Consider the following 14706-nt stretch of genomic DNA (forward strand, 5'->3'; position numbering starts at 1 on the left):
GGGGCGACCGAATGGAGCGGGGCGAGCCGTGACCGCTCGATTTCGCGAGTGGCCGAAGGCTCGCCCCGGACAGTGTTTCCGGGGGTAGTAAGGTAGAGATAAGAAGAGTCAAGGCTGCGCGTCAAGAAATTGGACGATGAGCGGTAGTGACAAATCGGGACGTGCAAGCGTTTGTTTTTCTGCACATAACTAAGTGTTTGTTTGCATGGAATATCGCTGGGAAAGCCCCGCGCCAGAGGTGTGCTATTACCGACGGAAGGCTTGCCCGTTGACGCGCACGCCACTATCGCCGAGCGCGGTACGCGGGTCGTTGCTGTCAATATTGCGGCTGTGCTTACAGATGCACCTCAACCGCCAGCGGCAGGTGATCGGAAAGGTGGGTCCACGGTCTGTTGCCAAGAATCTGCGGGTCATGGCTGCAGGCGTTGCGCAGGTAGATACGGTCGAGCCGCAGCAACGGAAACCGCGCCGGATAGGTCTTGGCCGGGCGCCCGTGATGACGTTCGAACGCTTCGTGCAGATAGTCGCGACGGGCGAGGGCAGCGTTGCCCTGAAGTTGCCAGTCGTTGAAGTCGCCGGCGATGATCACCGGGGCGTCATCGGGCAGGGATTCGAGCAATTGGCAGAGCAGTTGCAACTGCAATTGCCGATGGCTTTCCAGCAGACTCAAATGCACGCAGATCGCATGGACTTCGGTGTGACCGGGAACATCCAGCACGCAGTGCAACAGACCCCGGCGCTCGGGGCCGGTGATCGACACGTCGAGGTTGCGGTATTCGCGGATCGGGTATTTCGACAGCAGCGCGTTGCCATGGTGGCCATCGGGGTAGACCGCGTTACGCCCATAGGCGAAATCGCTCCACATGCTGTCGGCGAGAAACTCGTACTGCGACGTCTGTGGCCATTCGTTGTAGCGATTGGAATGCCGCTCGTGTTCACCGACCACTTCCTGCAAGAACACCAGATCGGCCGAGGTACTGCGCACCGCTTCGCGCAGCTCTGGCAGGATGAAACGCCGATTGAGGGCGGTGAAGCCTTTGTGGGTATTGACCGTCAACACGCGCAAGCGATGGATGGCTGAATCGTCGACGACATGACGTTTGGGATCGCTGGACACGTTCACTCCTCTGAATCCTGACCTTCCTTTTCATGCGACTGACGCGCAGGCGAGCAGTTCCTTCGGTGTTCGGGCCTGTAGCCGCTGTCGAGTGAAACCAGGCGTCGACCGTTGATCGATCGTTCCCACGCAGAGCGCGGGAACGATCAGCCGATGCTACTGCGGCAACTCCAGGTTATTCAGCACCCGGTTCACCGCCAGTTCCCCCAGCATGATCAGTTGCGCAATCCCCAACACCGTCCGGCGCTGCGGTGCGGGCAACAGGCGGGCGAAGTCGTGGGCGATGGTCTTGGCCGATGCGAGTGTTTCGAAGGCATCGAGCAGCAATTCCTCGTTTTTGGTGTCCGCGGTCGCGGCATACATCCCGCGGGTTTTACGCGGCGGCGGCGTGGAGCCGGGCGGGCAGAGGTAATGGTCGAGGGCGCGGTCGGCGGCTTCGTGGAGTTTTTTTGAGTCGAGGGATTCGTAGGGGGAGGTGGGGTCGATTTCGGGTGGGTTGGGTGTTGGTTTGATCATGGTGAAGCTCCTTTGAGGTGGAGCCGCCAATTCCTGTCGCTAAACGGGAAAGGTGGCGGCTGTACGCGGGTTAGCGAACCGGTCAAAGGTACCCGGTAGACCGCAAAGGTCTCCCGCATACAGCCACCATAGAGACATTGCAGACATACAAATCCGCAACGAGGCCAGGAACGCTGATGCACCTTTGACTTGAGTTCGAGTCGCTAAACCCGATCGCTGATTCGTCAGCGACCGACCCACAATAGAACCCGACCCCAAGGCGCACAAGCCGGCGGATTCTGGCGTAGCTGTAGGCAAAGGCGCAAGGTTTTGTAGCCTGCGAGAGTGTCTGGATTTGTCTGTTAAACATCGCTGTTTAAGGGGGGGCAGATAATTAAATCTGTCCCGGTTGTTGCCGGTTGTTATTGATTATTTGATTAAAGCGTACGCGCTAAATACGTTGTTTGTATATTCAAGAGAAACAAAGTTGTTTGTGAGGTTAATGGCGTGGCAGGCGTTGTCATAATCTGGATGTGTGGTTGATGACCATGTTCGAGCAGCGCTGTTTGGTCCCGATTCATATACTTGGCATAGGCTCTGTAACTCAACTAGTGATGGTAGAGTTCCATCAGTATTACTTGCTTCTGACTTGGCGGTTTTGTGATCTAGTTTTCCTATGTATTTCCACTCGTAGAAAGTCCCGGATGTTGTAAGTTTGAACTTCCTAGTTGTTCCAGTACTGTCTGTCACGCTGATCTCCGTTTCACCGTTTTTATAAGCGTAAACTCTCCCGTCCTTGTTCACAGAAGCAACGTTTGTATTGTCGGATTTATATTGATAGGGCGGTTTGCCGTTTTTGGCTGGGCGATCCAGAAAGGAACCGGCGGAAGGGTTAACGGGCTCAAAAGCTGGATGGTCGGAGAAGATGTGCCGGAAGGCACTGATTGAAGCCGGTTGCTCGTCAAACTCCAAATCAGACCCAGGGCTCTTTACGGTAAAGAACCGAATATTCGAGTCCAGCCCCGTACCATACAGTGCACGAGCCTTGAGTATGTACGTACCTTTACTCAAGTTCGCTAGCGGCTGTACCCAATCACCATTATGGTCGACATTCACCTCGTCTTTGGGTTGCTCATTCTCAAAGATCTGAAGTTTTTGATTGGCCTTCGCCGTGCCACTGAGCACTACAGAAGTGTCTTCAATCACCGCGCCGTTATTGATTTCACCGTCCTGGCCAAACACCGAAACAATTGCCGGCCGCACATCCGCTTGCGCCGCCTCTACCATAAACGTCCGTGCCACAGAGACTTGCCCCGAGCCATACAACGCCTTGGCCGTCAAACTGTGCGCACCTTCCTGCAGCCCAGCTACTTGATGGCTCCACTTGCCGGCCCCATCGGCAGTGGCCTTTCCTTTGGATTCAGTCTGGTTATCGAGCACCTCGATCTGCAATCCCTTGCTCGCTGTACCGGTCAGTGTGCCTGCCGTTTCCTCCGTGGTGCCGCCGTTGGGGATCTCCTTGCCGCTGGGCAGACCGGTCAACAGCGTGATGACCGGTTTTTCGTCCGGGACGCTGCCGCCGATAACACTGGCGATGGCGGGTTGCGAGGTGCCGATGATCTGGTCACCGCGCGTTAGCTCAAACGTCACATTTAATTGGCTGCCTGAAATAACCTGAGCGTTCGGCACTTGCAGAATGCACGGTTGCAGCACGCCGAAACTGGCGGTGATCTTGCCGGGTATTTTCAGCTCGGCGTCGGGCTGGGTAGAGCGGTAAGTTGCTACGACGTCGTCGCCTTCGCGGTAAATCGTCGCGTCGGGGACGATGACCACCAACAGTGGCCGACCCTTGAGCAAGTCGAGGTCGACGACAGACGGGTCGTCGCCATTGTCATTCTGATCTTCGCGCAAAATCGGCTTTTCAAGTTTCATCCGATCCAGATGAATGTCCAGCCGCTTCTCCGGGGATTTGCTGGGGTTGCCCAACTGGTCGGTGACAATGAAGTCGACCACCGCACTCGAATTGTCGCCCGCTGCGCGAAACGCGTCGGTGAACAGCGTGTGGGTGATCGGTGCGTTGCCATCGGCGACATCGAAAGTGACCTCGGTATCGCCTATCCGCAGTCGGATGCGGTCATATGGGCGCCGGTTGTTATAGGTGAACCCGAACACCACGCCTTGCGCTGCGCGCTCGGCGCTGACGCCGTCCTTGATCACGTCTGGGGGGATAACAAGGTCCAGGTTGTCCGGCGTACGCAGGTGATAGAGCACCAGCAGGTCACGGGAGTCTTCACTGGTGTTACCGCCGACGCGGAAGACCTTGTAATGCAGGCGGTTGACACCCTGCCTAAGGTACCCGTGTGGTATGTACAGACGCTGACGCAGCGCTTCTTCGCCCGGCTTGATGGTCACGCCGGCCACGGGGGGCAGGTCGTCGTTGATGTACAGATCCACGCGATCATCGACCGCCATGGTCCAGGATTGCAGTTGTAACTCTGGCCAGGGGTCGATCAGGCACGGCAGGCCTTGGGACTGGCCGTCGTAAAGCACTTGGGGAATGCCACCATGGGCGATGCCTGCCGGCCTCACCGGGGTGATCCAGCCCTGAATAATCACCGGGAAGAGCACGAACAATTGATTGAGTACGGCGGACTGGATATCCATCACTTGCTCCTGGATGCGAAAAGCCCGAATGCGCTCGGGAAGTGGGCTAATCAAACATCAGGCGGGGCAAGCGGGCTACTGTCAAAGTTGACAGGTAGGAGCCATTTCCGGACGAGTGGTTAACTCGGTCGGAGGTGCAGAATGTTTTGCGGTGGGGGGGTGACGGCAAAGGATTGCGGTCTGCGGCGGCACTGGATGTTGTACCGGGCTGGCGCCTGTTTGAATACTGAACCCTGATGACGTGGGCTTGCCGCGAAAACACGCCCCCGGCAGCTCCTACCGATTAAATAAATGCATCCCCTTATCCTACTTGTCCCCCTAAAAAATAAATTTGATTTGATCAATTGGGCGTCCAAGGTACATTACATTTCTCTCTCCGATACTAATGACAAAGTACTTGCAGGGGGTTGGTGATTCAAAAACAATTTCATATATAATATCCCCCGTGTTTTTATTAAAATTCATAGTTGCTAGTCGGTTGTTGTTTTCATCGAAATAGGAAACTAAATCGTTGGCCTCCTGACGTAGGGGTACCACTTGAGTTATAAAGCTAATTTTTTTTGCGGCATGTGGCACTTCTACCCTAACGGTGTTTCCGGTTCCGGTCCACAATGTGAGTTCCCCGAACCTAGGGTCTTGAAAGTTTGGATAACCAATCCAACAGTCTCTTGGCCCTGAAATTTTTTGAACTGTTACTGTCAACATGCTTGGAAAGATTACTGGAGAGTTGAATGGTAAATTTTTACTGCCTACCTTTTCCCAATCCTCCATATACATGTTGGTCACGGTTAGCGCCCGCGGAGGCTTAGATTCTGCACCGGTGCCGTATAACGCCTTGGCGGTAAAGCTGTGGCTGGTCACGGCCAGACCTGTGACGGGACGGGTCCAGACTCCACTGCCATTGACATCGGCGATGCCCTTGGAGCCGGTGCCGTCGAAGATCTCGACTTTTTGGCCTTTGGCGGCGGCACCGGACAGCGTCACGGCGGTTTCAAATGTGGTGCCGTTTTGCGGAATCTCACTGCCGCTCGGCGAGCCCCTTACGGAGGTCAGCGTAGGAACGGTCTCCTCAGTCACGGTCAATGTTCTGACCGCCGACTCGCCACCCGTGCCGTACAAAGCCTTGGCCTTGAAGCTGTGTGCGGCGACAGTCAGACCGGACACCAGCAACGCCCAGATACCTGTCGTGGCATTGGCCGTCGCTGGGCCTTTGGATGTCGCGCCGTCGAACACCTCGACTTTCTGACCTTTGGCGGCGCCTCCTGAGAGGGTGACAGCAGTTTCTACCGTGAATCCTCCGTTGGGAATTTCGACACCGCTCGCAGAACCCTTGACCGAGGTAATGGTGGGAGTCACATCCGCTACCGCCTTGACGGTATAAGTTCGTACGGGGAAGGTCACCGCCTCGTTTTCATTGGCGCTGCCACCAATACTCACCTTAAACTCGAGCTCAAGCTTCGACCCATGCATCAACTTGGCCAACTCCGCTACGGGAGTTCTGGGTTGCATACCATTAAGACCATCAGCAGGAATCGGGTCGCCGTTGTAGGTCTGGTGGGTAAAGATATTGCCGTCGGCCTTGGTACCGGTGTAACGCAGCCACAGTTTCTGCCTAAGTGCGATAAACGGCCATTTGCGTATCCGTGTTCTGGCAGTGTCCGCCAGGGTTGTGACATTCAGCTCGTTGCCCACAGCACCATCAATGGCAGGGGTCGGCAAGTTGGTATCCCCATCCCGAATCGGCAGCACCGTCATGAAAAACTCGTCCGAGTCGTTCTCCGTCACGCCGCGCTTGACCTTGTAGCTCACGGTGACCTTCTGCCCGAGGTTAAACGCCACCACTGTATTCAGCAGCGAGATATCCAGAGTCCCTTGGGTGGTTACCGGGATCCACGCGGTGCTATGGCTCCCTTCTCCGGGCGTACCAGTCCAGGTCACTTTCACGTCCGTGCCGACCATGTCGGTGAAGGCCTGAATCACCGCGGTCAAGGTGTTCCTGGCCGCTAGCGGGTCAAGAACATCGTTCGTCGCCTCTTTGATGGACGGCTTTTCAAGTTTCAGCCGGTCCAGATGAATGTCCAGCCGCTTCTCCGGGGATTTGCTGGGGTTGCCCAACTGGTCGGTGACAATGTATTCGATCACCGCACTCGGGTTGTTGCCCGCTGCGAGAAACGTGTCGGTGAACAGTTTGTAGGTGATCGGTGCGTTGCCATCGGGGACATCGAAATCGACCTGGGTATCGCCTATCAGCAGTCGGATGCGGTCATAGGGGCGCCGGTTGTTATAGAAGAACCTGAACTCCACGCCTTGCGCTGCGCGTTCGGCACTGACGCCTTCCTTGATCACGTCTGGGGGGATGACAAGATCCAGGTTGTCCGGCGTACGCAGGTGATAGAGCACCAGCAGGTCACGGGAGTCTTCACTGGTGTTGCCGCCGACGCGGAAGACCTTGTAATGCAGGCGGTTGACACCCTGCCTAAGGTAGCCGTGTGGTATGTACAGACGCTGACGCAGCGCTTCTTCGCCCGGCTTGATGGTCACGCCGGCCACGGGTGTGGGGTCGTCGTTGATGTACAGATCCACGCGATCATCGACCGCCATGGTCCAGGATTGCAGTTGTAACTCAGTCCAGGGGTCGATCAGGCACCCCAGGCCTTGGGACTGGCCGTCGTAAAGCACTTGGGGAATGCCGCCGTGGGCGATGCCTGCCGGTCTCACCGGGGTGATCCAGCCCTGAATAATCACCGGGAAGAGCACGAACAATTGATTGAGTACGGCGGACTGGATATCCATCACTTGCTCCTGGATGCGAAAAGCCCGAATGCGCTCGGGAAGTGGGCTAATCAAACATCAGGCGGGAGAAGCGGGCTACTGTCAAAGTTGACAGGTAGGCGCCATTTTCGGACGAGTGGTTAACTCGGTCGGAGGTGCAAGAATGTTCTGCGGGTGTGCATTACGGTGGCGGAGGGATGGCAAAGGATTGCGGCCTTCGGCGGGACTTGGACGTTGTACCGGGCTGGCGCCTGCTTGAATACCAAACCCTGTTGACGTGGGCTTACCGCGAAAACTCAGCGCCCCCGGTAGGAGCAGCCGAAGGCTGCGATCTTTTGATCTTGTTTTAAAGATCAACATCTAAAGATCGCAGCCTGCGGCAGCTCCTACAGTGGGGTAATAATCTGTCCCCTTAAGCGTTAGCCCGGCAACTCCAGATTATTCAGCACCCGGTTCACCGCCAGTTCCCCCAGCATGATCAGTTGCGCAATCCCCAACACCGTCCGGCGCTGCGGTGCGGGCAACAGGCGTGCGAAGTCGTGGGCGATGGTCTTGGCCGATGCGAGTGTTTCGAAGGCATCGAGCAGCAATTCCTCGTTTTTGGTATCCGCAGTCGCGGCATACATCCCGCGGGTTTTACGCGGCGGCGGTGTGGAACCGGGCGGGCAGAGGTAATGGTCGAGGGCGCGGTCGGCGGCTTCGTGGAGTTTTTTTGAGTCGAGGGATTCGTAGGGGGAGGCGGGGTCGATTTCGGGTGGGTTCGGTGTTGGTTTGATCATGGGTAAAGCCTCTAGAGTAGTGAAGCTACCACCGTTCGCTGCTAACGAAAGAGGTGGCGGCTGTACGCGGGTTAGCAGACCAGGACTCTAGAACCCGGCGCACCGAAGTGCCCCACGCAAAGCCGCCATAACATGAGCGAAAGCATGCCTGCTCACGGCTACGGACCTTGTGCGTCTAGAGAAAACCCGAGCTGCTAAACCCGATCACTGAACAGTCAGCGACCGACCCACAATAGAACCCGCCCCCAAGGCGCACAAGCCGGCGGATTCTGGCGTAGCTGTAGGCAAAGGCGCAAGGTTTTGTAGCCTGCGAGAGTGTCTGGATTTGTCTGTTAAACATTGATGTTTAATGGGGCAGATAATTAAATTTGTCCAGGTTATGCCCAAGCGAGGGCTTCACTGACGATTAAATAAATACGTCCGCTTTTCGCAGCTATGATATTGAAAAATTGTCTGCATAGAAGGCGCCTGGACTATTAATCTCGAACGATGAAAATGTAAGTGCGGCTGGCGATATGAATGAGATGGTGGTGGAATTATAGTTTCCTGTAATAGGTATGGAGGTGCTGCCAATAATGGCGTTGTTTTTTGTTTTGAATGTCACAGTTCCAAGGTAGTGACTTGTATTGATCGTAAAGCTGATTTTTTGAGCCTCGCGCGGTAGTTCAAATAATGATATGCCATAACCTAAAAGTAACATCCTTTGTCCGAGATCGGTTGGGTAACGTGGGTCGTCTGGCCTAAAAATACGTGCAGTTCCGCTTAGAAGGGTAAAGGTTTATCCGCTGGGGAATTTAACGGGTTCGTTAGGGGAGAAACTTAAGAGAGAACTTCCTTCCCAGTTTTCAATAATGGGAAGGTTGGGTAGCTCCTCGTTCGTGATCGTGTATATTTTTTTAAGAAAAATTACTGGATTTAAATTCGCAATGTTTCCAGGGGATACTTTTGCTTCAAGATAGATTGAGGCGTCGTTCGGGACGTTGTTGAGCCATTCGCGTAATATTGGTTTTTTTAGGCCTGCAATAACTTCCTGGGGTGTGAGAGTGGCATTGTTTATGATATTTAATGGGGTGCTAGTGTCGGTGGAGAGTGTTGCTGGTATTAATTGACCCTTCTCGGCAAAGCTCCATGGAGGAAGATTAAAAGTTGCATCTCCCTCAAAATTATTTAGGTCAAGTTTGTATGTGCTGTTGCTTTCTTGAATTTTAGGCTCTGATAACCGCGCATCTCCATCCGCAATCTTCAGCACGCTCACCTTGATCGACTCTGATTTACCAGCCTGCCCACCGTTGCGATTCAAATTCCAGCGCAGCTCGATAACTTTTCCATGCCGTGCCGCAAGAAACGCCGGGCTCAACACTGTGTTCACCCAATTGTTGGTGTTGAACTCCACCAACGGAAACTGTGCTGAGCCCGCCGGCGGATTGACTTCGACCAGTCGTGCACGGTCTCCTTCCATGGCGCCAAAATACTCAATGCGCACCGTCACCCCGTTTGGATAGGCCAGCACATCGATCGGGTCAACGGCCGGCGCCACCAGAAACGGGGGCAACAACACAATGGTGTTGCCGATGACATCGGCGGTGGTGGTCTTGGAGGTCGCCATAGCGGTGCCGCCGCGCACCAGTTCATATTTCGCCCGCACCACGCTGCCGGCAATCACTTTGGCATTGGGCACCATCAGTTTGTAGGTGAACGGAATGCGCCCGACATCGGCCTCGACGGTGTGCGACACCACGGGAGCGCCAGGTTTGGTGGCGGTGTAGGTCACGCGGATTTTGTCGTTGGGCTGCCACGTCGGGGCGAAGGCGTGTACCAGGACGGTGAGATCCTTGCTGCCGAGTTTGGCCAGACTGATGGTTTTCGGGTCATCGCTCCAATCGTCCGGGTCTTCGGCCAGATCGGGGGCGACCAGTCGGGTTTCCTTCAGGTGCACATCGATCTCGACCCTGCCAGAGTACGGCGAGTCAGTGTCCGGTCCGTTGAGGAGTTGATCGAGAACGGTGTAGGAAAAGACGAACTTCGTGTTGTCCCCCGCCCGCTGGAATACATCTTCCCCGACCATCACGCAAATCGTTGTCGGCTCGTCGGAAGGGGTAGCCGGGGCTTCAGCGGCAGTGACGGTTCGCACGACGTCCTGGCCGTTGCAGTTCAACCGGATCACGTCGTAGGCGCGGCAGTAGGGGTAGGCAAAGCACACCTGCACGCCTTGTTTGGCGCGCTCGGCATCAATGCCGTCGTCGATCACGTCCTGCGGGAGGATCAGTCGCAGTTCGGAATGGGCGCCGTCACCCGGTGTGAGATCCTCGTTGCCGGGGCGGATGGCGTTGTACCGCAAGGTCAATTCCGGCGTCGATCTGCCAATGTTCTGGCTGCCGCGGGCGATGCTGTAAACGAGCGTATTGTCGCGATCGGGTAGCAACAGGCCTTTGGGCAGGTACAGCGTATGTTCGGCGTTTTCCTCGCCAGGCTGGATGGTTTTTGTCGCTTCGATACTGGCGTTGTTCAGGATCAGGCGGATCACATCGCCAGCATTGACGGTACCATCCAGCAGAGGATCGACGACAATGGTCAGGCCCATGGGTTTGAGGTCATATACGTGTTTAGGTACACCATAATGTGCGCCAATTATCGGCGTAGTCGCTTCAGGAGCGCGGGGTGGGTAGAGCGCCAACACCGTGTTGTCGGGTGTCTGGGGTGTGGTCATGGCTGCGACTCCTGCGAGGTAAGGACGGGCAGGGGTTATCAGAGCGCTAAATTGCTGATTGCGCACCTGTCAGATCTGACAGGTGCGGGTGGTTTTCCGACGAATGGTACAAGCCGCGCCTGCACGGCATGGGTCAATGCCGTGACATCACGGTTATAGAAAAACGTGCAGGAGCCCCATGGGCAATTACACCTGTGTTCCGCGCTGCGTCAGACGAAGACGATCTCATACGGCAAACGCATCCGCTCCAGCAGCACCCGCGGCAGCATCGGCGCGATGCCGATCGCCGGTTCGCCATTGAGCTGGCTGGCGTAGGCGTGGATCGCGTGGCTTTTGCGGGCCACGGTCCAGTTGTCCAGACGCAGCTTGCGGGCGCGTTGCCACGGGATCAGCTGCTGGTCGCGCTCCGGCCAGTGCCAGGCCCAGAACGGCACGTCATGGTAGGTCGCACCGACCTGTTGCACGGCTTTGAACGCGGCGCGCCCGACCACTTCATGGTCGTCGCTGCCATCCTCGCGCCAGGTGCTGAACACCACGTCGCCGGGGCGCAGGTAGCGGGCGATGAAGGCGGTCAGCTCCGGCTCGCGGTCAAACAGTGCATTATCGGTGAAGCCGCCGCGTACCCATTTCAGGCTGTGCATCGGCAAGCCGAGGCGACGCAGGGCTTCGACGCTTTCCTGCGGGCGGAAGACGCTCAGACGTTTTTCCGACCATTGCCGTGAACCGGGATGGCTGGCGCTGCCGTCGGTGATGGAGAGTAATTGCAACGGATGGCCGAGGCTGGCGAGTAACTGCAGCAGGCCACCGCTGATGACCACTTCGTCACCCGGATGCGGGGCGATGACCACGACGCGGGCACCGTCGGGTACCAGACTGCGGGTGTTGATGACGGGAATGTTGTCGAGTTGGGGGGCGCTGTTCCATATCTGCGCCGGCAAGCTGCTTTCGCTGAGGGATAACGGTTTCATGGGTGCTACGTCCTTGTTGTGTCTCGCCCTCAGTCGCGCGCGCAGCCTTCAGACATCCGGCGCGGCCGACCCGTGAAGGCTGGTTGATTGCCATGCGACGCTCCGAACCCTGGATTGCCGCGCAGCAGAGTATTGCTCAACAAATGCAGTTCGTCGCGTCGCAGATCAATCTGATCCGGTTTTTTTTACTCGATCTGTGCCAGGTTTCGCAAATAGTCGCCGAATCCTCCGCGTGCACGGCTGTCGAGCCGGGCACTGGTGTGCACCTGCGGACGGTGGCTCCAGGCGATATTGGCGCCGGACAACTCCAGTTGCCGGACCAGGTGCACGTCTTCATCGCAGGCCAGCGGTTTGAAGCCTCCGGCCCAGCGATAAGCGTCGGCGCTGACCCCCAGGTTGGCGCCGTGGATATGCCGATGGCCGTCACACGCCCGGTAGTGGCGGTGATAGCGGATTTGCGCGGCTTTATCGAATGATTCGTGCCAGTGCTCGACGGTGACCGTGCCACACACCGCGTCGGCGCCCAGCCCCAGCTGCGCCACCAGCCAATCGTCAGCCACACGGCTGTCGGCGTCCGAGCAGGAAATCCAGCGTGCGCCGCGCCCCAGCAGCACTTGCGCGCCTGCTGCACGCGCCAGGCCGACATTGCGCGCATTGATGTGCAGGCTCTGCACCGGGTAGCCGCTGACAATCTGCGCCGAACGATCGGTGCAACTGTCGAGCACCACCAGCACTTCGACCCGCTCACCGGCGAGCAGCCCGTGTTTGCTGGCGCGCAGGGCAGCGTTGAGGCATTCGTCGAGCAGGTCTTCTTCGTTGTGCGCCGGAATCAGGATGCCGATCATCGTAAGCCCTCCAGCGCTGCCACTGAGCGCGGTTCGCGACTCCAGACCTCCAGAATGAAGTCCGCTTCCTGATGCAGCACCAGCCGCGGCAGGTGCAATTGTTCGTGTATCAGGTCGTGAACCTGGCGCGCATTCAGCGGGCAGCCCTCGATGGGCGGACGCCAGTGGCAGGCCAGGAGTTGCCCGTCGGCGGTCAGGGAATCACTGATGCGGCGGATCACTTCTGTCAGATCCTGGGTGTCGAGGTAGTAGCCGATTTCGCTAAATACAATCAGGTCGAATTTTTCTTCCGGCCAATCGCCAGGCAGGCGACTTTGCCGCACTTGCGCATGGTCAAACGGACTCAATCGGGTGCGCGCCAGGCTCACCGCAGCGCTCGCTGTGTCGCAGCACAACAGCCGGTCACAGCGACCGGCCAATTCGGCACTCAACTCGCCATTGGCGCAGCCCGGTTCGAAAATCGCCCGATAGTGCGGGCGCGGCAGCGCGGCGAGGGTGATCGCGCGTTTGCGCTGTTCGTACCAGCGCTGACGAAACGCCCAGGGGTCGTCGTTGCCGGCGAACAGGCCGTCGAAGTAACGATCCTCGACACTCATAGAAACACCACTTCGAACGGTTGCAGCAGGCGATCCAGTACGTATGGCGCCAGCACCGGGCCGAGTCCGGCATCAGGGTCGCCGTCCAGTTGGCTGGCGAAGGCGTGAACCGCATGGCGTTTGCGCGCAACGTGTTCCGGCGACAGCAACACCTTGCGCGCTCGTTGCCACGGCACAAAGGCGTCTTCAGGTGTTGCCCAGTGCCACGTCCATACCGGCAGTTCATGGCAGGTTGCACCGACTCTGCGCGCCGCTTCGGCACTGGCGCGGCCGACGGCTTCGTGATCGCAATGGCCGTCGTCGCTCCAAGTGGTGAACAGCACATCGTCGGGACGCAGATGGCGCTCGATGAAGTCGCTCAGTTCGGCTTCTTGAGCCGCCACTTGCGTGTCAGTGAAACCGCCGCGCAGCCACTTCAGCCGATGCATCGGTACACCCAGACGACGCAGCGCTTCGGCGGATTCCTGTGGGCGGATCACGCTCAGGCGTTCCACCGGCCAGCGAGCGGAACCGGGGTGGCTGGCGCTGCCGTCGGTCACCGAGATCAGTTGCAACGGGCGGCCGGCGGCGGCGAGCAGTTGCAGCAAGCCGCCGCAGCCGAGCACTTCATCGTCCGGGTGCGGGGCGACAATCACCGCCCGCGCGCCTGGCGGCACCAGCTCAAGCACATTGATGCTGTCCAGCTCAGCCAGATGCCGTGAGCCCTGCCATTGGTGCAGTGACGTGCCTTGGCCGACGATCGGATTGTCTTTTTTGACAGCGTTCATAACGTCCAGGCCTCCACGGTTTGAGCGGCAACCAGTTGGCCGAGCGCGGCGAGATCGCGTTCGGCGTGGCTTTGCCGCAGGAACACCGGCAGATCGGCGATCAGACGGGCGAAGTGCCGATCCTGGCAATAAGGCCCGGCCCCCAAAGCCCGCACGACTTCGCGGATCACTTGCTCGGCGGATTGCTCCACCACGGCGCGGGCGCGGCGGGCGAGGAGTTCGGCGTTAGCCTCGGGATTAGCATCGATGTGCAAGGCGCTGAAACGCAGGACATCGGCGGCCGCCTGCAAGGCCGTGTCGACCGCGCCGAGATGGGCGAGGGCGTGCGGCTCGTCACGTTGCGCACAGTGCTGGCGCAACGGTTCGGCGAGCTGCCGCGCGGCGCCGTACCAGCAGGCGGCAATGCCGATCCCGCCTTGCCAGAAGCCCGGACGTTGCAGGTAATCACCGGGGTTGCCGATGGCCTGCGCCTCGGCGCCGTCGAACAGCACTTCAACGCTGCCAGTGGCGCCCATGCCCACCGCTTGCCAGCCTTGATCGGTAACGGTCACGCCCGGTTGATCGAGGGCGACGGCGACCAATTGCTGCTGATCATCGGCATCCCACGCCGTGAGCAAGGCATGGCTGAGCACAGAGGCGCCGGAACACCAGGCCTTGCGTCCATCAAGCGTGACCATGTGCCCGGCGGGACGCACGTGCACCCGCGCTTGTGGCGGTTCTGCCGCCCACATGCCCCAGGTGCTGCCCGGCGTTGGCGAGCCACCGAGTTGCTCGATGATGGCCAGCGCGTCGGTGTGGCCCTCGTAGAGTTTGCACAGGCCCAGATCATGCCCGCCGACCCAGGCCAAACGCTGAAATCGCTCCAGCGTATGACCACTGCCCGGCAGTGGCAATCGGTCCAGACCGGCCTCGACCAGCGCCCGCAGACAACCGCCAAGGGCGGCGGTGTCGCGATAATCCGGCGGACGGCGGGCGAGATAGTTTTGCAAGTCCATA

General features: G+C 58.2%; 11 protein-coding genes. All 11 read right to left on the bottom strand.

Annotated features, from left to right (window positions below; all coding sequences use genetic code 11):
• Positions 1-334: 334 nt before the first annotated feature.
• On the bottom strand, positions 335-1117 hold the full coding sequence (locus ATI02_RS28625; RefSeq protein ID WP_100848519.1) for an endonuclease/exonuclease/phosphatase family protein: 783 nt from the start codon (positions 1115-1117) through the stop codon (positions 335-337).
• Positions 1118-1273: 156 nt separating this feature from the next.
• On the bottom strand, positions 1274-1633 hold the full coding sequence (locus ATI02_RS28630) for a DUF6124 family protein (RefSeq protein ID WP_100848036.1): 360 nt from the start codon (positions 1631-1633) through the stop codon (positions 1274-1276).
• A gap of 408 nt (positions 1634-2041) precedes the next feature.
• A complete protein-coding gene (locus ATI02_RS32165; RefSeq protein ID WP_157815156.1) occupies positions 2042-4276 on the bottom strand; it encodes an immunoglobulin-like domain-containing protein in 2235 nt (744 codons plus the stop codon).
• Positions 4277-4594: 318 nt separating this feature from the next.
• Positions 4595-7069, bottom strand: coding sequence for a hypothetical protein (locus ATI02_RS32440; protein WP_192886592.1), 2475 nt, complete (start codon positions 7067-7069; stop codon positions 4595-4597).
• Between the two features lie 398 nt (positions 7070-7467).
• On the bottom strand, positions 7468-7827 hold the full coding sequence (locus ATI02_RS28645) for a DUF6124 family protein (protein WP_100848037.1): 360 nt from the start codon (positions 7825-7827) through the stop codon (positions 7468-7470).
• Between the two features lie 778 nt (positions 7828-8605).
• A complete protein-coding gene (locus ATI02_RS28650) occupies positions 8606-10534 on the bottom strand; it encodes a hypothetical protein (protein ID WP_146166119.1) in 1929 nt (642 codons plus the stop codon).
• A gap of 209 nt (positions 10535-10743) precedes the next feature.
• Entirely contained in the window at positions 10744-11502 is a 759-nt protein-coding gene (locus tag ATI02_RS28655; protein WP_095189041.1) for a PIG-L deacetylase family protein, read from the bottom strand.
• Between the two features lie 185 nt (positions 11503-11687).
• Complete coding sequence (locus ATI02_RS28660; protein WP_100848039.1) at positions 11688-12347, bottom strand: glycosyltransferase family 2 protein; 660 nt, start codon at positions 12345-12347, stop codon at positions 11688-11690.
• Complete coding sequence (locus tag ATI02_RS28665; RefSeq protein WP_100848040.1) at positions 12344-12943, bottom strand: SAM-dependent methyltransferase; 600 nt, start codon at positions 12941-12943, stop codon at positions 12344-12346. The genes ATI02_RS28660 and ATI02_RS28665 overlap by 4 nt, the downstream gene beginning before the upstream one ends.
• On the bottom strand, positions 12940-13710 hold the full coding sequence (locus tag ATI02_RS28670) for a PIG-L deacetylase family protein (protein ID WP_100848041.1): 771 nt from the start codon (positions 13708-13710) through the stop codon (positions 12940-12942). The genes ATI02_RS28665 and ATI02_RS28670 overlap by 4 nt, the downstream gene beginning before the upstream one ends.
• Positions 13707-14705, bottom strand: a complete 999-nt coding sequence (locus ATI02_RS28675; protein ID WP_100848042.1) for an acyl-CoA dehydrogenase family protein — start codon at positions 14703-14705, stop codon at positions 13707-13709. Before ATI02_RS28675 ends, ATI02_RS28670 begins: the two co-directional genes overlap by 4 nt.
• Between the last annotated feature and the right edge of the window lies 1 nt (position 14706).

The organism is Pseudomonas baetica (assembly GCF_002813455.1).
GTDB lineage: Bacteria > Pseudomonadota > Gammaproteobacteria > Pseudomonadales > Pseudomonadaceae > Aquipseudomonas > Aquipseudomonas baetica.